The following is a 17,831-nucleotide window of genomic DNA, read 5'->3' on the forward strand; positions in this document are numbered from 1 at the left end:
GAGCTCGGCGTCCACGCTGAGGGCCCCCCGACAGGGACGGGAGGCACGGGCCAAACTACACAAGAGGACGCCGCGCTGTCACCTTCCCGGCGTGCCGCGGTCACCCCGCCGCAGGTGCGGCTGCCGACCGTGGCCGGGCGGTCACCCGCTGGTGACGAAGACGTGCTCGGCGATCTGCTTCTGCACCTCGACCTCGGCGCCGTCGCCGCCGGCGACGAGCAGCTGCCCGGCGTCCAGGCGCACCTGCACGCTCTGGCCCGGCCGCAGCCCGGCCGAGTGCAGGGTCTGCAGCACGGTCGGGTCGGCCTGGGCCGGCTCCCCGATCCGGTGCACGACGACCTGCTGGACCGTGCTCGAGGCGAGCTCGGTGAGCTGGCTGAGCCCCTCGCGCAGGAACAGCTCGCCCTGACCGGCCTCGCCCAGCTCGTCCAGCCCCGGGATCGGGTTGCCGTAGGGCGACAGCGTGGGGTGGTCGAGGATCTGCAGCAGCTTGCGCTCGACCCGCTCGCTCATGACGTGCTCCCAGCGGCAGGCCTCCTCGTGCACGAACTCCCACTCCAGGCCGACGACGTCGACCAGCAGGCGCTCGGCCAGGCGGTGCTTGCGCATCACGCGGGTGGCCTTGGCTCGGCCGTCGACGCTGAGCTCGAGGTGGCGGTCGCCGCTGACGTGCAGCAGACCGGCCCGCTCCATGCGCGCCACCGTCTGCGAGACGGTCGGGCCGCTGTGCCCGAGCCGCTCGGCGATGCGCGCGCGCAGGGGGACGGTGCCCTCCTCCTCGAGCTCGAAGATGGTGCGCAGGTACATCTCGGTGGTGTCGATCAGGTCGCTCACGCGCGCTGGCCCTCTCTGCTGGTCGCCCAGGTGGAGCGTACGCGGTCGGCGAGACATTCCGGTCCGGCCGGCTGGCGCGCTCCGCCGTCCGCCGGGCGGGCCGGACGTCGACCCCGCCCCTAGCGTGGGCGGGTGCCCGACACCGTGCTGTGGCTGCGCCGCGACCTGCGGCTGCACGACCACCCCGCCCTGCACGCCGCGGCCGAGCAGGCCGATGGCGGCCGGGTGCTGCTGCTGTTCGTCGTCGACCCGGCGCTGTGGGGGCCGTCCGGCGCCCCGCGCCAGGCCTGGCTGGTGCGCTCGCTCGCCGCGCTGCGCACCGCCACCGACGGCGCGCTGGTGCTGCGCCGGGGCGACCCGGTCGACGTCCTGCCCCGCGTGGCCCGCGAGCTGGGCGCCGCCTCGGTGCACGTCACCGCCGACGCCGGCCCCTACGGCCGTCGCCGCGACGACGCGGTGGAGCAGGCGCTGGCCGAGCACGACGTCCCCCTGGTGCGCACCGGCACGCCCTACGCCGTGGGGCCGGGCACCGTCACCAAGGACGACGGCACGCCGTACCAGGTGTTCACGCCGTTCAGCCGGGCCTGGCGCGACCACGGCTGGCCCGCCCCGGCCGGCCCGCCGCCGTCCGGGCTGCGCTGGGCGCGGTCGGTCGAGGGCGTCGACCTGCCCGCCGAGCCGGGGCTGGGCGACCTCGAGCTGCCGGACGTCGGCGAGCAGGCGGCGCTCGAGCGCTGGCACGCGTTCGTGGACGACGACCTGGCCGGCTACGCCGAGGGGCGCGACCGGCCCGACCTCGACGCCACGTCCGGGCTGTCGGCGCACCTGAAGTACGGCGAGGTGCACCCCCGCACGCTGCTGGCCGACCTGGCCGGACGACGGGGCCGCGGCGCCGACACCTTCCGCACCGAGCTGTGCTGGCGCGAGTTCTACGCCGACGTCCTGTGGCACCGACCGGAGACCGCCCGCGAGTACCTGCGGCCCGAGTACGCGCGCATGGACTACGCCCGCCCCACCAGCAACGCCTTCCACGCCTGGCAGGAGGGCCGCACCGGCTACCCGTTCGTCGACGCCGGCATGCGCCAGCTGCTCGCCACCGGCTGGATGCACAACCGGGTGCGCATGGTGACCGCGAGCTTCCTGGTCAAGGACCTGCACGTCGAGTGGCAGCACGGCGCGCGGCACTTCCTGCGCTGGCTGCGCGACGGCGACCTGGCCAGCAACAACCACGGCTGGCAGTGGGTGGCCGGCAGCGGCACCGACGCCGCCCCCTACTTCCGCGTCTTCAACCCCGTCACCCAGGGCAAGAAGTTCGACCCGGACGGCGCGTACGTGCGCCGCTGGGTGCCCGAGCTCGCGCACCTGGCGGGCGCCGCAGCGCACGAGCCGTGGGAGGCCGACGACGGCTACGACCACGGCTACCCCGAGCGGGTCGTCGACCACGGCGAGGAGCGCGGCGAGGCGCTGCGCCGCTACGAGCAGATCCGTCGCCGCGGCTAGGACCGGCCGTGGCTAGGTTGTCGGCGTGAGCGCGCCCCTCGTCGTCCCGGCCCGGTTCAACGGCCCGCCCCGCTCCGGCAACGGCGGCTGGACCTGCGGGGCGCTCGCGGCCCGGCTGCGTCCCGGCCCCGGCGAGGCGGTCCAGGTGCGGCTCAGCGCTCCCCCGCCGCTCGACGTCCCGCTCGAGGTGACGACCGAGGACGACGGCTCGGTGCTCGCGCTGGACGCCGGCCGCCCGGTCGCCCGGGCCGTGCGGGTCGCGTCGCCGTTCACCGACCCGGCACCGGCGCTGGTGACCTGGGACGTCGCCGTCGCCGCCGAGCCCGGGTACCGGGGCTGGTCCGACCACCCCTTCCCGACCTGCTTCAGCTGCGGCACGGCCCGCCCGGCGTCCGACGGCCTGGCCCTGCGGCCCGGCCCCCTGCCCGGCCAGGACGACGTGACGGCGTGCACCTGGACGCCCGACGCCTCGCTCGCCGACCCGGACGACGCCGGCCGCGTGAGCGCCGAGGTCACCTGGGCCGCGCTGGACTGCCCCGGCGGCTGGTCGGTCGACCTGGCCGGACGACCGATGGTGCTCGGCACGATGACCGCGGCGCTGGACGGCCGTCCCGAGGTCGGCCGCCCGCACGTGGTCGTCGGCCGGGTGCTGCGGCTGGAGGGCCGCAAGGCCTGGACCGAGACCGCGTTGCACGCGCTGGACGACGGGCGCCTGCTCGGCCGCGCGTCCGCCGTCTGGATCGCGGTCGACCCGGCGGCCGTCGCGCCGGTGTGACGCGCGCCTCACCGGCCGCGGGAAGCAGCACCGGTAGTTGCCCGTTCAACTACCCATGACCGCCACCACCCCTGACACCGACCGCTCCGACCGCTCCGACCTGCGCGACGTCCTCGCGCTGTCGCGCGAGGCCCAGGACCTGCTCTTCCGCGAGGCCCGCACGGCGAACACCTTCACCGACGAGCCGGTCACCGACGAGCAGGTCGCCGCCGTCTACGACCTGGTCCGCTGGGCCCCGACCGCGATGAACAGCCAGCCGCTGCGCGTGCTGCTCGTCCGCAGCGACGAGGCCCGCGCCCGCCTGCTCGACCACATGGCGCCCGGCAACCGGGCCAAGACCGGCTCGGCCCCGCTCGTCGCCGTCCTGACGGCCGACACCGACTTCCACGACCTGCTGCCGCGCACGTTCCCGCACTTCGCCGGGGCCCGCGACGCCTTCGCGGACGACGCGGCGCGCGAGCGCAGCGGCCGGTTCAACGCCGCGCTGCAGGTCGGCTACTTCATCCTCGGCGTGCGGGCGGCCGGCCTGGCCGCCGGCCCGATGACCGGCTTCGACGCCGCCGGGCTCGAGCGCGAGTTCTTCGCCGGCACCGCTCAGCGCGTGCTGGCCGTGGTCAACGTCGGCCGCCCCGGCCCGGACGCCTCGTTCGCGCGCAGCCCGCGGCTGGAGCTCGAGGACGTCGTCACGACCGTGTGACACCAGGGGCCGCGCACGACCTGTGGCCGAGACCAAACGATCTTGCAGGCCGGCCTCAAGCCCTCCGGACGGGCGGCCGATGGCAGTCAGGTCGTCCCGGGGGGAAGCCGGGTCCATCCGGCGGGCTCACCTCGACGCCCGCCCACCCGGAGGGTCTCGATCGTGCCTGCCACCCTGCGCCGCGGCGCCGTCCTGCTCGTCGCCGCCGGCCTCGGCGGCGCCGTGCTCGCCGGTCCGCCGGCCACCGCGTCCGCGCTGACCTCGAGCGCCGCGGCCACCGCCGTCGCCGCGCGCTCCGACGCCGTCAGCTGCCCCGCCGTCCGGCTGGTGCGCACCTCCGCCCGCGCGGCCTCTCGCGGCGTCACCGAGTACAGCGGCACGCTGGCCGGATCGTTCGCCAAGGTCATCAGCATCGATCCCGCCAGGGCCCGCGTGAAGCCGGTGACGCAGTCGACGATCGGAGGCGGCAAGGGCCCGGCCACCGACGTCTTCGGCCTGGCCCGCAGCACCTGGCGCCCGACCCTCACGGTGAACGGCGACTACTTCCTGCGCGACATCCCCCGCGGCCCGCTCGTCCTCTCGGGCTACGTGCGCCACCTCGACCCCAACGTCCGCCAGGACGCCGCGCTCGTCCTCGACGCGCACGGCCGGCCCTCGCTCGCGCACCACGTCACGAGCGGCTCGCGACTCGTCGTGGGCGACGAGAGCTGGCCGGTGATCGGCGTGAACGCCGCCGCGCGCCGCGTCGAGCACGGCATCTACGCCTACTCCTCGCACTGGACCGGCCCGGTGCCGCACACCCGCGTCCTGCACGTCGGCAGCTACCGGCTCGTCGTCACCAGCCGCGACACCTACCTGCACCTCCGCTCGCTACACGCCCGGCCGCGCCTGGTGCTGCGCGCCCTCGACGACGCCGACGAGCGCATCCTGAGCAGCACCGGCGTGGGCTCGGAGGTGCTGCGCGACGGCGTCGTCCGCTGCGAGCCGCAGTTCCTGGAAGAGCGCAGCCGGATCGCCATCGGCTGGAACGCCCGTCGGTCGCGGATCTTCGTCGTGACCACGTCCTTCGGCCTCGGCCCCGCCCGCAGCACCAAGGGCATGGCGCCCTACGCCGTCGCCTCGGCCATGCGCCAGCTGGGCGCCACCACCGCGGTGCTCCTGGACGGCGGCGGGTCCGTGACGATGATCCGTGGCCAGCGCTCGCGGTTCAACGTCGCCGTCCCGGTCGCGGCGTCGCTGCGCAAGGTGCCCGTCGCGCTCGCGATCTCGTCCCGCTGAGCGCAGCATGGTCGCAGCGGCGACCAATCCAGGTGGGCTCGCACGACGAAGACGGGGTGGACAGTGGCACTGCGGCGCGCGAAGGGAGCTCGGATGGGCTCGCACGAGCGACGGCTGAGCACGGTGACCGACCTCGACCTCGACGTCGTGCCGGACACCGACCAGCCGGAGACCCTCGAGGCCGTGGTCGGCCGCGTCGCGCGCGGTGACGAGCCGGCCTTCGAGGAGCTGTTCCGCCGCACGGCCGGCTCGGTGCTGGGGCTGGTGCGGCGCGTGCTGCGCGACCCGGCGCAGTCCGAGGAGGTCGCGCAAGAGGTCATGGTCGAGGTCTGGCGCACCGCCACCCGGTTCGACGCGGGCCGCGGCAGCGCGACGTCCTGGATCATGACGATGGCCCACGCGCGGGCGGTCGACCGGGTGCGCTCGGCGCAGGCCTCGCGCGACCGCGACCAGCGGGTGGGCGCGCGCGAGCACGTGCGCGAGTACGACGAGGTGGCCGAGGAGGTCGAGGTGCGGCTGGAGCAGCAGGCCGTGCGGCGCTGCCTGTCCGGGCTGACCGACATCCAGCGCGAGTCCGTGCAGCTCGCCTACTACGGCGGGTACACCTACAAGGAGGTCGCCGAGCTGCTCGACGTGCCGCTCGGCACCGTGAAGACCCGACTGCGCGACGGCCTGATCCGCCTGCGCGACTGCCTGGGGGTGACGGCGTGACCCACGACCCGCACACGATGACCGGTGCCTACGCCCTGGACGCGCTGGACGACGACGAGCGCCGCGCGTTCGAGCAGCACCTCGCCGGGTGCCCGGAGTGCACGGCCGAGGTCGAGGGCCTGCGTGCCACCGGCGCGGTGCTCGGCCTGGCCGCGACCACCGGCGTCCCGGCGGCGTTCGCCAGCTCGGTGATGGCCGAGGTGCGCACGACCCGCCAGCTGCCGCCGCTCGCCGACAGCTCGGACGACGAGGGCCGGGTGCTGCCGCTGCTGCGCCGGGCCCGGACGACGTCGCGCGCCCTGCTCGCCGTCGCCGCCGCCCTGCTCGTGGTCGCCGGCTCGCTCGGCGGTCTCGCGGTGCGCGAGCAGCACCAGGCCGCGCAGGCCCGTCAGGTCGCCGCCCAGATGTCGTCGGTCATCGGTGCGTCCGATGCCCGCCAGGTCGACGGCGGGGGCGTCGCCCGGGTGATCGTCTCGCCGTCGCAGGGCAAGGCCGTCTTCGTCGGCCAGCAGCTCCCGCCGGTCGACGCCGACCACGTGCTGCAGCTGTGGGTGCTCGACGGCGGCACCCGCTCGGTCGGCGTCATCGAGGGCTCGACCGCGCTGCTGGCCACGGGCGTGCGCCCCGGCGCGAAGCTCGGTGTCACCGTCGAGCCGGCGGGCGGCTCGCGGCAGCCGACGACCGCCCCGGTCATGACGATGGACCTGTCGGCCTGACCCCGTGCGCGAGCCGCAGCCGCCCCGCGCGCGGTAACCCGTTGCACCCTCCGAGGACCCGACGTACCGTTGCGGCACACGGGAAAGGAGGTGGTCCGAGAAGTGAGTGATCTACGGACGCGTGAGGTGGCTGCCCGCTAGCCGCCGTCGAACTCGGACGGGCTTCTGATCCCACCGCAGCTCTCGCCCCTCGGGGCAGGCAGGCCGGCGAGATCCAGGCAGTCACCGTCGGCCCGCAGGAGCCGCGCCTCGTCCAGCGCGGCAGGTCCTTCCCAGGACCGGCCTGCGGGCCTTCACCTGCCCGTCAGCGGGCGAGCGCGGCCGCCTCTCGCGCGAGGGTCTCGACGACGTCCCAGCGGCCCTCGTCCACCGCCGACCGCGGCGTGAGCCACGAACCGCCGACGCAGGCCACCGACGGCAGCGCGAGGTAGGCCGGCGCCGAGGCGGCCGTGATGCCGCCCGTGGGGCAGAACCGCAGGTCGGGAAGCGGGCCCGCCACCGCTGCGAGGTAGTTGCGCCCGCCGCTGGCCTCGGCCGGGAAGAACTTCATCGCGCTGAGCCCGTGCTCGACCAGCCGCATCATCTCGGTCAGCGTGCTCGCCCCGGCCAGCAGCGGCAGGCCGCTCGCCAGCGCGGCCCGCAGCAGGCCGTCCGGCGCGCCGGGTGTCACCACGAACGACGCACCGGCCGCCGCGACGGCCTCGACCTGCGCCGGCGTCACCACCGTGCCGGCGCCCACGACCATCCCCGGCACCTCGGCGGCGACCCGCTCGATCGCCGCCAGCCCGGCCGGCGTGCGCAGCGTGATCTCGACGACGCCGATGCCGCCGTCCAGCAGCGCTCGGGCCAGCGGGACGGCGTCCGCGACGTCGTCGACGACCACGACCGGGACGACGGGCGAGACCGCCAGCACATCCTCGACCCCACGCACCACCGGTGCACCCACCACGCTCACAACGCACTCTCCTGGAGGTCGACGCCCTGCGGCGCAACGGTTCCGAACACGTGGGCGCCCTCGTCGGCGCGACCCACCGCGCGCCGCAGCGCGCCGAACAGCTCGCGGCCGGTGCCGCGCTGCTCCTGGTGCGACGGTGGTGCCGCGGGTCGGGCCGCGAACTCCACCGGGTCGACCAGGACGTCGAGACTGCCTGTCTCGCAGTCGATCCGGACGACGTCGCCGTCCTGCAGCCGCGAGATCGGCCCGGCGTGCACCGACTCCGGCGTCACGTGGATCGCCGCCGGCACCGCGCCCGACGCGCCCGACATGCGGCCGTCGGTCACGAGCGCCACCGCGTGGCCGCGCCGCTGCAGCACCGACAGCGACGGCGTGAGCTGGTGCAGCTCGGGCATGCCGTTGGCCGACGGCCCTTGGTCGCGCACCACGACCACGACGTCGCGGTCGAGCTCGCGGCGCGAGAACGCCTCGAGCACGGCGGTCTGGTCGGTGAAGACCCGCGCCGGTGCCACGACGACGCGGTGCTCGGCCGCCACCGACGACACCTTCACCACCGCGTGGCCGAGCGAACCACGCAGCACGCGCAGCCCGCCGTCCGGCGAGAACGGGTCGGACGCCGGGCGCAGCACGTCGAGGTCGCGGCTGGGCCCCCTCTCGTCGTCCCACCGCAGCGTGCCGTCCGCGTCGAGGGCGGGCCGGACGCGGTACCGGTCGAGACCCGCACCGGCGAGGGTCAGGACGTCGCGGTGCAGCAGGCCGGCGTCCAGCAGCGTGCCGACGAGGTACGGCGTGCCGCCGGCCGCGTGGAAGTGGTTCACGTCCGCGGTGCCGCTCGGGTACAGCCGCGTGCAGAGCGGGACGACGCGCGAGAGGTCGTCCAGGTCCTCCCAGGTGAGCTGCACGCCCGCCGCGGCCGCCATCGCCACCAGGTGCATCGTGTGGTTGGTCGAACCGCCGGTGGCCAGCAGCGCCACCGCGCCGTTCACGACGACGCGCTCGTCGACGACGTCGCCGATGCCGTACGGCGCCTCGCTCGCGGCGATCTCGGCGACCCGCCGGGTGGCGGCGTCGGTGAGGGCCGCCCGCAGCGGGTCGTCGGGGTTCACGAAGGCGGCACCGGGCAGGTGCAGGCCCATGACGTCCATCAGCAGCTGGTTGGAGTTGGCGGTGCCGTAGAAGGTGCACGTGCCGGGCGAGTGGTACGACGCCACCTCGGACGCGAGCAGCTCGGCGCGACCGACCCGGCCCTCGGCCGCCTCGCGGCGCACCCGGGCCTTCTCGGCGTTCGGCAGCCCGCTGGCCATCGGCCCGGCCGGCACGAACGCGGTCGGCAGGTGGCCGAACGCGAGCGCGCCCTCGACCAGACCCGGCACGATCTTGTCGCAGACGCCGAGCATCAGCGCGGCGTCGAAGACGTCGTGCGACAGCGCGATCGCCGTCGACATCGCGATGACGTCGCGGCTGAAGAGGCTGAGCTCCATGCCGTCACGGCCCTGCGTGATGCCGTCGCACATCGCGGGGACACCGCCCGCGACGCGGGCGACCGCGCCGACCGACGCCGCGGCCGCCTTGATCTGCTGCGGGTACGTCTCGTACGGCGCGTGCGCCGAGAGCATGTCGTTGTAGGCCGTGACGACCGCGATGCTCGGGGCGTCGTCGCCGCTGAGGGCGGCGCGCTCGGAGGGTCCGCACGCGGCGACGGCGTGCGCCAGGTTGCTGCAGCCCAGGGCGCCGCGGCGTCCGGGGGTGGCGCGGGCGCGCTCGAGCTGGTCGAGGTAGGCGGCCCGCGTGGCGCTGCTGCGGGCGGCGATGCGTTCGGTGACGTCGTGCACGACGCGGTGGACGCTCATGAACTCCCTGTCGCCGGCGACCCCGGTAGGACGGAGGTCGGCGGACGGCGACGGTGGCGCCCGCGGTGAAGACGTGCTGTGACGGGGATCACGCTAGCGGGCGGGTCGTCCGACCGTGCAAACCTACTGCGGCGTAGTCCCGCGATGCGGACGTGGAGACCACGAGTCGGACCCGGGGACGCTACCCCTGGAGGCGGGCCGCGAGGGCCCCGATGTGCCGGACGTCGGTGCCGCAGCAGCCGCCGAGCACCGTCATCGCGGGCATGGCGTCGCGCACCGCCACCAGCTCCTCGGCCAGCGCGACCGGGTCGCCGTCGTCCAGCTCGGTCGCCTCGTCGAGCTCGGCGTGGCTGCGGGTGGAGGCGTTGGCGCGCAGGCCGACCACGCGCGCGGCCCAGGGCGCCGCGGCGTCCAGCCCGGGCGTCACGTGCTGCGGGTGCGCGCAGTTGACCATGAAGTACGCAGCGGCCGACCCGGTGGCCTCGTCGACCGCGGTGACGGCGTCGCCGAGCCCGGTGCCGTCGGGCAGCCGCCCGTCGACCTCGACGGTGAACGACACGACGCACGGCACGCCGGCCTCGGCTGCCGCGCGGACGAAGCCCACGGCCTCCTCGACGTACCCGACGGTCAGCAGGCTGACCAGGTCGACCGCGCCGCTGGCCAGCACGCCGACCTGCACCCGGTGGTAGGCGTACGCCTCGTCGGCGGTCATCCGCTGCGACACGACGTAGCCGTCACCGCGCGGGCCGACGCAGCCGCTCACCAGGCACGGACCGACCTGGTCGGGCACCGCGTCGCGCACCGCGACCACCAGGTCGACGGCGTCCCGGTTGGCCTGGTCGACCTCGGCGGTGGTCCAGCCGACCGGCGCGGCCCAGTCGTGGCTGGCCCGCCAGGTCGGCGTCTCGAGCACGACCCCGAGCCCGTGGTCGCGCGCCGTCTCGAGGTGCTCGCGGAAGTACTGCTCCAGCAGCGCCCGCCCGTCGTCGTCGCGCAGCAGCACGAACGACGCGAAGGCCGGCAGGTCGGCGCCGTGGTGGAAGATCAGGTCGGTCTCGAGGCCGGAGTCCGTGACCAGCACGGTCCCGTCCAGCTGGGGCAGGTCGTGGCGTCCCGGCATGGCCACCTCCTTCGACCCCCTGACGCTAGGGCTGGAGGCGCTCCGAGCGCCAGGCGTGCGGGTCGTCGAGCCCGCCGTCCGACGTCCGGCGGAAGACGAGGCGGTCGTGCAGGCGCGAACGCTGGCCCACCCACAGCTCGACGACGTCGGGCCGGACGACGTACCCGCCCCAGGTGGACGGCGCCGGGACGTCGTCGGGCGAGCCGGTGCTGGGCCAGCGGTCGTCCTCGGCGGCGACCCGCGCCTCGAGCTCGGCGCGCGAGGAGATCGGCTGCGACTGCCGCGACGCGCGGGTGGCCACCTGGGACCCGCGCGGGCGCGACGCGAAGTAGGCCGCCGCCTCCTCCGGCGAGGTCTGGCGGACCGGGCCGCGCACGCGGATCTGGCGGTACATCGGGTGCCACAGCAGCACCAGTGCGGCGTAGGGAGCCCCCGCCAGCTGGTGCCCCTTGGCCGAGCGGGTGTTGGTGAAGAACGTCAGCCCCTCGGGCGACAACCCCTTGAGCAGCACCGTCCGCGCGTCCGGCAGGCCCTCGGCGTCGACCGTCGCCACGACCATCGCGCCGGGCTCGTCGACCCGCTCGTCGGCCTGCGCGTCGGCGTACCAGCGCTCGATCCACGACAACGGCGCCCCGCTGCCGCCGGACCCCGTCTCCGCGACGTCGAGCAGCTCGCCGTCGTAGTCCAGCCGCGCCCTCGGGTCCACCACGCCGTCGCTCACGGACCGAGCCTAGGTGCTCCCGGCGACGGGCGTACCGGTCGGTACGTGCACAATGAGGCCGACTCGACGAGGAGTGGGAGGAGCGTCATGACCGACGCCGACACGACGTTCCGGCCGGGGCTCGAGGGCGTGATCGCGTTCGAGACCGACATCGCCGAGCCCGACAAGGCCGGGGGCTCGCTGCGCTACCGCGGCATCGACATCGACGACCTGGTGGGCAAGGTCTCGTTCGGCAACGTCTGGGGGCTGCTCGTCGACGACGAGTTCAACCCGGGCCTGCCGCCGGCCGAGCCGTTCCCGCTGCCGGTGCACACCGGTGACGTGCGGGTGGACGTGCAGAGCGCGCTCGCGCAGCTCGCGCCCATCTGGGGCTACCGGCCGCTGCTCGACATCGACGCCGACCAGACCCGCGAGGACCTCGCGCGCGCCTCGGTGATGGCGCTGTCGTTCATCGCGCAGTCGGCCCGCGGCCAGGAGCAGCCGATGGTGCCGCAGCGCGAGGTCGACAAGGCGCACACGATCGTCGAGCGGTTCATGATCCGCTGGCGCGGCGAGCCCGACCCGCGGCACGTCGAGGCCGTCGACGCCTACTGGGTGTCGGCCGCCGAGCACGGCATGAACGCCTCGACGTTCACCGCCCGGGTCATCGCCTCGACCGGCGCCGACGTCGCCGCGTGCCTGTCGGGCGCCGTCGGCGCGATGAGCGGGCCGCTGCACGGCGGCGCGCCCTCGCGGGTGCTGCACATGATCGAGGGCGTCGAGGCCAGCGGCGACGCCGGCGCGTACGTCCGCGGGGTGCTCGACCGCGGCGAGCGGCTGATGGGCTTCGGCCACCGCGTCTACCGCGCCGAGGACCCGCGCGCCCGGGTGCTGCGCGCCACCGCCGAGCGGCTCGGCGCCCCGCGCTTCGAGGTGGCCGCAGCGCTCGAGCAGGCCGCGCTCGACGAGCTGCACTCGCGCCGTCCCGACCGCGTGCTGGCCACGAACGTCGAGTTCTGGGCGGCCGTCATCCTCGACTTCGCCGAGGTGCCGGCGTCCATGTTCACGCCGATGTTCACCTGCGCGCGCACGGCCGGCTGGTCGGCCCACGTGCTGGAGCAGAAGCGCACCGGCCGGCTGATCCGGCCCTCGGCGCGGTACGTCGGCCACGGCCCGCGCACCCCGCAGGAGGTCACGGGCTGGACCGAGGCCGTCAGCCCGGGCCACACCAGCTGAGATGCCGCTGACCATCCCGGCCCACCTGCTGCCGTCAGACGGGCGCTTCGGCTCGGGGCCCAGCAAGGTGCGTCCGGCCCAGGTCGACGCGGTGGCGGCCGCGGGTCGCACGCTGCTCGGCACGTCGCACCGCCAGGCGCCGGTGCGCGCGCTGGTCGGACGGCTGCGGGCCGGGCTGCGCGAGCTGTTCGCGCTGCCCGACGGCTACGAGGTCGTGCTGGGCAACGGCGGCTCGACGATGTTCTGGGACGTCGCGACGTCCTGCCTGGTGCGCGAGCGCGCCCAGCACCTGGTGCTCGGCGAGTTCAGCGCGAAGTTCGCCGCGGCCACGGCGGCAGCGCCGTTCCTGGGCCAGCCGACCGTCGTCGAGTCGCCGCCCGGGTCGCGGCCGGCACCGCACGCCGAGGCCGGGGTCGACGTCCACGCCTGGCCGCACAACGAGACCTCCACCGGCGTCGTCGTCCCGGTGCAGCGCGTGCTGGGCACGGCGCTGCCGGACGACGGCGGTCCCCTCGTGCTCGTCGACGGGACGTCGGCGGCAGCCGGCGTGCCGGTCGACGTCAGCGAGTGCGACGCCTACTACTTCGCCCCGCAGAAGGGGTTCGCGTCGGACGGCGGCCTGTGGTTCGCGTTCCTGTCCCCCGCCGCCGTCGCGCGCGCCGAGGAGCTCGCCGCCGCCGACCGCTGGGTGCCGGCGAGCCTCGACCTGATGACGGCCGTCACCAACAGCCGTCTCGACCAGACGTACAACACCCCGGCGCTGGCGACGCTGGTGATGATGGTGGAGCAGGTCGACTGGCTGCTCGAGCAGGGCGGGCTGCCGTGGTCGACCGGGCGCTCGGCCGACTCGGCCCGGCGGCTGTACGGCTGGGCCGAGGCGTCCTCGTTCGCCACGCCGTTCGTCACCGACCCCGAGCACCGCTCACCGGTCGTCGGCACGATCGACTTCTCCGACCACGTCGACGCCGCTGCCGTCGCGGCGACGTTGCGGCACAACGGGATCGTGGACGTCGAGCCCTACCGCAAGCTCGGCCGCAACCAGCTGCGCATCGCGATGTTCCCGGCGATCGAGCCGGACGACGTCGAGGCGCTCACCGCGTGCGTCGACCACGTCGTCGAGCACCTCTGACCGCCGCGCCCAGCCCGAGCAGCGCCACCGCGCCGACGCCGATCGCGCCCAGCGCGGCCCAGAACGGCGTCCACGACGAGGCCGCGGGGGCGGCCTCCTCGGTGGCCTCGCCCGCCTCGGGGATCTTCGTGGCCGACAACGTCCTTCCGTCGCCGGGGCCGACCGCAAGTTCCGGCGCGGGCACCTGGACCCACCACAGCGGTTGACGAACGCCCTCCGACCCGACCAGGACGGCGTCCTCTCCCCAGAGGTAGGCAACGGTCTCGCCCTGCTGCTGCTCCGGGAGCACGACGTCGTTCTCGGCCTCGAGACCATCGCCCTCGACGCGGTAGATCGTGGCCGATCCGTAGCCGCGCACCAGAACGCGGTCGAAGTAGAGCGCGGTCCCGTCGGTGGCGAGGCTCTCGGGGATCGTCGTGACCTCGCGAGCCACCACAGGCTCGGCCACGTCTCGGCCGGCGAGCGCCTCAGCCACCGCGGCGGGCGGCACCTCGAGCACGCTGGACCGCAGCAGTCCCTTGGTCACCACCAGGAGCCGCACGCCGTCCCAGACGAGGGTCTCGGCGTCGGCCGGTCCGTCGGGGTAGCGCACCCGCAGCGAGGTGACCTCCACCGCCTGCGACCGCACGGTCGACGGCTCGGAGAACAGCCGCAGCACCACGCTCTCGCGCACCGCCCGGTTGTCACCGATGTCGCCCACCCAGATCCGGGCACGCCCCGTCTTGATGTCGCCGAACGTCGCCATGGCTTCCATGTCGCGGGCGTCGACGGGTCGGCCGTCGTGGTCCTGCAACCTCAGCACGGCCCGGGTGCGGCCGGTGCGGGTCGAGACGCCGTAGACGACGGCGTCGGACCCCGAGTCGTTCACGGTCCAGACCAGGTCACGGTGCGACGGGCTGACGACGAGCCCGCTCGACTCGTCGATGCGGGCGTCGCGCACGGTCACGACCTTCGACGCGCCGCTCGGGTCCGCTTGCGCCGCAGGCAGTCCGGCGCCGCCCACCGTCGCGGCCACCACGAGCAGCAGCGCCCCCCGCGCCCGCCACCTCACGAGAGCGCTCGGACGACCTCGGCGTCCAGCATGCGCGCGAGCGCCGGGTGCACGCCCCAGTCCGCGGTGAGCGCGCGGTACTCGGCCACCAGCGCCGGCTTGGCCGGCGAGGTCGTGCGGGTGGCGCGGATCATGGCGTTGCGCGGGGTGTGCCGGGAGTCGACGAACTCGACGACGTCGACCTTGTAGCCGACCATCCGCAGCACCAGCGCGCGCAGCGAGTCGGTCAGGACGTCGGCGAACCGCTCGCGCAGGATCGGGTGGCGCGTCACGGCCTGGTACGGGGCCGGGGCGCCCGGACCCTCGCCCAGCTGCCGCTGCACGTCGTGGTGGCAGCAGGGCGCGGCCAGCACCACGGCGGTGTCCCACCGCACCGCTCGGGAGAGCGCCTCGTCCGTGGCGGTGTCGCAGGCGTGCAGGGCCAGCACGAGGTCGGGCGGCTCGTCGTCCGGGAACGGCCTGGCGTCCGCGATGGTGCCGGCCTCGAAGGTCAGGCCCGCGAGCTCGAGCTGCGCGGCGAGCCCGCTGTTGCGCTCGACCATGTCGGGCCGGACGTCGACCCCGACCGTGCGCACGGCCCCCAGCCGGTCGAGCAGGAACCGGTGGGCCGCGAAGGTCAGGTAGGCGTTGCCGCAGCCGAGGTCGACCACCCGCAGCGGCCGGTCCTGCGGCAGCCGCGCCAGCGTCGGCTCGAGCACCCGCAGGAAGGCGTCGACCTGGCGACGCTTGTCGCCGTCGGCGCCGAGCAGGCCGAACAGCGGGTCGTCGGGCGGCACCAGCCGCTGCCGCGCCCGGTCGTGCGAGCGCACCTCGACATCGCGGCGGCTGGCCGCGGCGCGGTGCACCTGGGCGCCGCCCTTCTTGGTCACCCGCAGCTGCACCGTCGCGTCGAGCGTCTCGACGTGCCAGTTGCCGAACGGCTCGGCGAGCAGCGCGTCGACGGTGGCCGCCGCCGCCCCGTAGGGGGTGTTGCGCGTGGTGGCCTGGCGCCCGTCGTGCGTGACGACCTGCAGCACGCGACCGCTCTTGAGGTCGACCGGCCGCAGCTCGACCCGGACGACGGAGGGCTGGCCGGTGCGCCGTCGTCCGGCCCCGACCGCCCGCACCAGCGAGCGCGGGTCGAGCAGCAGCGGGCGCAGGTCGGCGAGCGCGTCGTCGAGGAGCTGGGGCACGGCCCCATCCTCCCATCCAAGCCGGTCCCGCAGTTCGCCAAGCATTCTTTGCAAAGATCTCTTGGCAAAGACTTCTTGGCGAAGTACCGTCGTCCGCATGAGCGACGACCAGCAGACCCCGGACGGCAGCACCGACGTCAGCACCCTGCACCTGGACGCGCGCAGCCTGCGCGGCCTGGCCCACCCGCTGCGGGTGCGGCTGCTCGGCATGCTGCGCTCGGACGGCCCCTCGACCGCCACGCTGCTGGCCGAGCGCCTCGGCCTGAGCAGCGCGGCCACCAGCTACCACCTGCGCCAACTGGCCGAGCACGGCTTCGTGGTCGAGGACGAGGGGCGAGGGCAGCCCCGCGAGCGCTGGTGGAAGGCCGCCACGCGGTCGACCTCGCTCGACATCGGCGAGCAGATCAGCGACCCCGAGGTCGCCGGTTTCGCCGAGACCTACCTGCGCGCCGTCACCCGGATCAGCGCCGACCGCGTGCAGGCCCACCTCGACGAGAAGCTCGCGCTGCCCGGCCGCTGGCAGAGCGCCGGCACCTTCAACGACATCCGGCTGCGCCTGACCGCCGAGCAGTCCGACGAGCTGTCCGAGCGCATGTGGGCCCTGGTGGCCGAGTACCCGCGGGCCGACGAGCCGGTCACCTCGCCCGACCCCGAGAGCCGGTCGGTCGACGTCCAGCTCAACGTGTTCCCCGAGCCGGGTGACCGGTGATGACCAGCGTCCCGGCCACCCCGGCCCCGGCCACGCCGGCCGCCCCGAAGGCCTCGCTGCGCCCGGTCGTCGCGCTCCTCGGCGCGTTCGGCATCTCCCTCGTCGGCACCCGGCTGTCGATGATCGCGCTGCCGCTGTTCGTGCTCGAGACCACCGGCTCGGCCACCCGCACCGGTCTGGTCGCCATGGCCGAGATGGGCCCGTACGTCATCGCGCAGGCGCTGGCCGGACCCGTCACCGACAAGGTCGGCGCCCGCCGGGTCAGCATCGTCTCGGACGTCCTGTCCGTCGTCCTCGTCGGCGCGATCCCGGTGCTGCACGCCGCGGGGATGCTGCACTTCGCGGGCCTGCTCGTGCTCGTCGCGCTGGCCGGCATGGTGCGCGGCCCCGGCGACAGCGCGAAGTACGTGCTGGCCCCGCCGGTCGCGACCGCGGCCGGGCAACCGGTCGAGCGCGTGCTCGGCCTGGAGGACGGCATCAGCCGCGCGGCGTCCGTGATCGGGCCGCTCGCCGCGGCGGGCCTGGTCACGGCGGTCGGCCCGGCCACCGCGATCACGCTCGACGCCATCACCTTCGGCGTCGCCGGCCTGGTCGTCGCGCTCGGCCTGCGCCGCAGCGAGACCCGCACCACCGCCAGCCCGGACGACGACGAGCCCGGCCGCTACCTCGACCGGCTGCGCCAGGGTGCTCGCTTCGTGCGGCGCGACGGCCTGCTGCGCTCGATCGTCGCGATGGTCGGCGTCACCAACCTGCTCGACGCCGCGTACGGCACGGTGCTGGTGGCCGTCTGGGCCCAGCACCGCGGCGGCGGCGCCGGCCTGATGGGCTCGGCAGCGGCGTTCATGTCGGCCGGCGCGGTGATCGGCTCGCTGACCGCCGCCACCATCGGGCACAAGCTGCCCCGTCGAGCGGCCTTCTTCGTCGGCTTCTTCGGCATCGGGGCCCCGCGGTTCGCGGTGCTCGGGCTCGACGCACCCCTGCCGCTCATCTTCACCGTGCTGTTCCTGGGCGGCATCGGCGCCGGCCTGATCAACCCGATCCTGGGTGCGGTCGAGATGGAGCGGATCCCCGAGCACCTGCGCGGCCGGGTGATGTCGCTGATCGGCAGCGCCGCGTGGTCGCTCATCCCGTTCGGCGGGCTGGTCGGCGGGCTGCTGGCCGAGCACCTGGGCATCAGCTCGGCCCTGCTGATCTGCGGCGCCGCCTACCTCGTGGCCACCACCGTGCCCGCGCTGCGCCCCGAGTGGCGCGAGATGGACCGCGCGAAGGCGGCCAAGAGCGACGAGGCCGTCGCAAGCGCGCCCCAGGACGCACCCGAAGAGGTGGTCCCCGCCGCGTCCGACGTGCGGTAGCGCGCACCAACCGCGATCATGACCGTGACCTTCGGCGTGTCGACTC

General features: G+C 75.0%; 17 protein-coding genes. 10 read left to right on the forward strand and 7 right to left on the reverse strand.

The annotated features are described in order from the left end of the window. Nucleotides 1-141: 141 nt before the first annotated feature. Nucleotides 142-834, reverse strand: coding sequence for a metal-dependent transcriptional regulator (locus ACYVJ4_RS04790; protein WP_460458970.1), 693 nt, complete (start codon nucleotides 832-834; stop codon nucleotides 142-144). Between the two features lie 132 nt (nucleotides 835-966). On the opposite strand from ACYVJ4_RS04790, the gene ACYVJ4_RS04795 reads away from it, so the two are divergent. The 6 genes from ACYVJ4_RS04795 to ACYVJ4_RS04820 all read left to right on the forward strand — a co-directional run bounded on the left by ACYVJ4_RS04795 (nucleotide 967) and on the right by ACYVJ4_RS04820 (nucleotide 6,511). Next, complete coding sequence (locus ACYVJ4_RS04795; RefSeq protein WP_460458971.1) at nucleotides 967-2,334, forward strand: cryptochrome/photolyase family protein; 1,368 nt, start codon at nucleotides 967-969, stop codon at nucleotides 2,332-2,334. Nucleotides 2,335-2,359: 25 nt separating this feature from the next. Continuing rightward, nucleotides 2,360-3,109, forward strand: coding sequence for a hypothetical protein (locus ACYVJ4_RS04800; protein ID WP_460458972.1), 750 nt, complete (start codon nucleotides 2,360-2,362; stop codon nucleotides 3,107-3,109). Nucleotides 3,110-3,164: 55 nt separating this feature from the next. Next, entirely contained in the window at nucleotides 3,165-3,806 is a 642-nt protein-coding gene (locus ACYVJ4_RS04805) for a malonic semialdehyde reductase (RefSeq protein ID WP_460458973.1), read from the forward strand. Between the two features lie 162 nt (nucleotides 3,807-3,968). Then, nucleotides 3,969-5,084: a phosphodiester glycosidase family protein gene (locus ACYVJ4_RS04810; RefSeq protein ID WP_460458974.1), complete on the forward strand. Its 1,116-nt coding sequence runs from the start codon at nucleotides 3,969-3,971 to the stop codon at nucleotides 5,082-5,084. Between the two features lie 93 nt (nucleotides 5,085-5,177). Further along, nucleotides 5,178-5,795 (forward strand): sigma-70 family RNA polymerase sigma factor, encoded by a 618-nt coding sequence (locus tag ACYVJ4_RS04815; RefSeq protein WP_460458975.1) that lies wholly within the window; start codon nucleotides 5,178-5,180, stop codon nucleotides 5,793-5,795. Then, nucleotides 5,792-6,511, forward strand: coding sequence for an anti-sigma factor (locus ACYVJ4_RS04820; protein WP_460458976.1), 720 nt, complete (start codon nucleotides 5,792-5,794; stop codon nucleotides 6,509-6,511). The genes ACYVJ4_RS04815 and ACYVJ4_RS04820 overlap by 4 nt, the downstream gene beginning before the upstream one ends. Before the next feature lie 304 nt (nucleotides 6,512-6,815). Here the strand turns inward: ACYVJ4_RS04820 and eda are convergent, their stop codons facing one another. The 4 genes from eda to pdxH all read right to left on the reverse strand — a co-directional run bounded on the left by eda (nucleotide 6,816) and on the right by pdxH (nucleotide 11,157). Further along, nucleotides 6,816-7,466: a bifunctional 4-hydroxy-2-oxoglutarate aldolase/2-dehydro-3-deoxy-phosphogluconate aldolase gene (eda, locus tag ACYVJ4_RS04825; RefSeq protein ID WP_460458977.1), complete on the reverse strand. Its 651-nt coding sequence runs from the start codon at nucleotides 7,464-7,466 to the stop codon at nucleotides 6,816-6,818. After that, nucleotides 7,463-9,316: a phosphogluconate dehydratase gene (gene edd, locus ACYVJ4_RS04830; protein WP_460458978.1), complete on the reverse strand. Its 1,854-nt coding sequence runs from the start codon at nucleotides 9,314-9,316 to the stop codon at nucleotides 7,463-7,465. Before edd ends, eda begins: the two co-directional genes overlap by 4 nt. A 181-nt stretch (nucleotides 9,317-9,497) precedes the next feature. Next, nucleotides 9,498-10,436 carry a homocysteine S-methyltransferase family protein gene (locus tag ACYVJ4_RS04835; protein WP_460458979.1) on the reverse strand — a complete coding sequence of 313 codons (939 nt, stop codon included), beginning with the start codon at nucleotides 10,434-10,436 and terminating at the stop codon, nucleotides 9,498-9,500. A 25-nt stretch (nucleotides 10,437-10,461) separates the two neighbouring features. Then, nucleotides 10,462-11,157, reverse strand: a complete 696-nt coding sequence (pdxH, locus tag ACYVJ4_RS04840; RefSeq protein WP_460458980.1) for a pyridoxamine 5'-phosphate oxidase — start codon at nucleotides 11,155-11,157, stop codon at nucleotides 10,462-10,464. Between the two features lie 87 nt (nucleotides 11,158-11,244). On the opposite strand from pdxH, the gene ACYVJ4_RS04845 reads away from it, so the two are divergent. Together ACYVJ4_RS04845 and serC are read left to right on the forward strand one after the other, a co-directional pair. After that, entirely contained in the window at nucleotides 11,245-12,372 is a 1,128-nt protein-coding gene (locus ACYVJ4_RS04845; protein ID WP_460458981.1) for a citrate synthase 2, read from the forward strand. Nucleotide 12,373: 1 nt separating this feature from the next. Further along, entirely contained in the window at nucleotides 12,374-13,501 is a 1,128-nt protein-coding gene (gene serC, locus ACYVJ4_RS04850; RefSeq protein WP_460458982.1) for a phosphoserine transaminase, read from the forward strand. On the opposite strand, the gene ACYVJ4_RS04855 is transcribed toward serC, so the two are convergent. Further along, nucleotides 13,464-14,552, reverse strand: coding sequence for a hypothetical protein (locus ACYVJ4_RS04855; protein ID WP_460458983.1), 1,089 nt, complete (start codon nucleotides 14,550-14,552; stop codon nucleotides 13,464-13,466). The genes serC and ACYVJ4_RS04855 overlap by 38 nt on opposite strands. Continuing rightward, nucleotides 14,549-15,724, reverse strand: a complete 1,176-nt coding sequence (locus ACYVJ4_RS04860) for a class I SAM-dependent methyltransferase (protein WP_460458984.1) — start codon at nucleotides 15,722-15,724, stop codon at nucleotides 14,549-14,551. The genes ACYVJ4_RS04855 and ACYVJ4_RS04860 overlap by 4 nt, the downstream gene beginning before the upstream one ends. 97 nt (nucleotides 15,725-15,821) lie before the next feature. Here ACYVJ4_RS04860 and ACYVJ4_RS04865 point away from each other — a divergent pair, with 97 nt between their 5' ends. Further along, nucleotides 15,822-16,433 (forward strand): ArsR/SmtB family transcription factor, encoded by a 612-nt coding sequence (locus ACYVJ4_RS04865; protein ID WP_460458985.1) that lies wholly within the window; start codon nucleotides 15,822-15,824, stop codon nucleotides 16,431-16,433. Next, complete coding sequence (locus tag ACYVJ4_RS04870; RefSeq protein WP_460458986.1) at nucleotides 16,433-17,785, forward strand: MFS transporter; 1,353 nt, start codon at nucleotides 16,433-16,435, stop codon at nucleotides 17,783-17,785. Before ACYVJ4_RS04865 ends, ACYVJ4_RS04870 begins: the two co-directional genes overlap by 1 nt. Nucleotides 17,786-17,831: the final 46 nt, after the last annotated feature.

Source organism: Angustibacter peucedani (genome assembly GCF_054779595.1).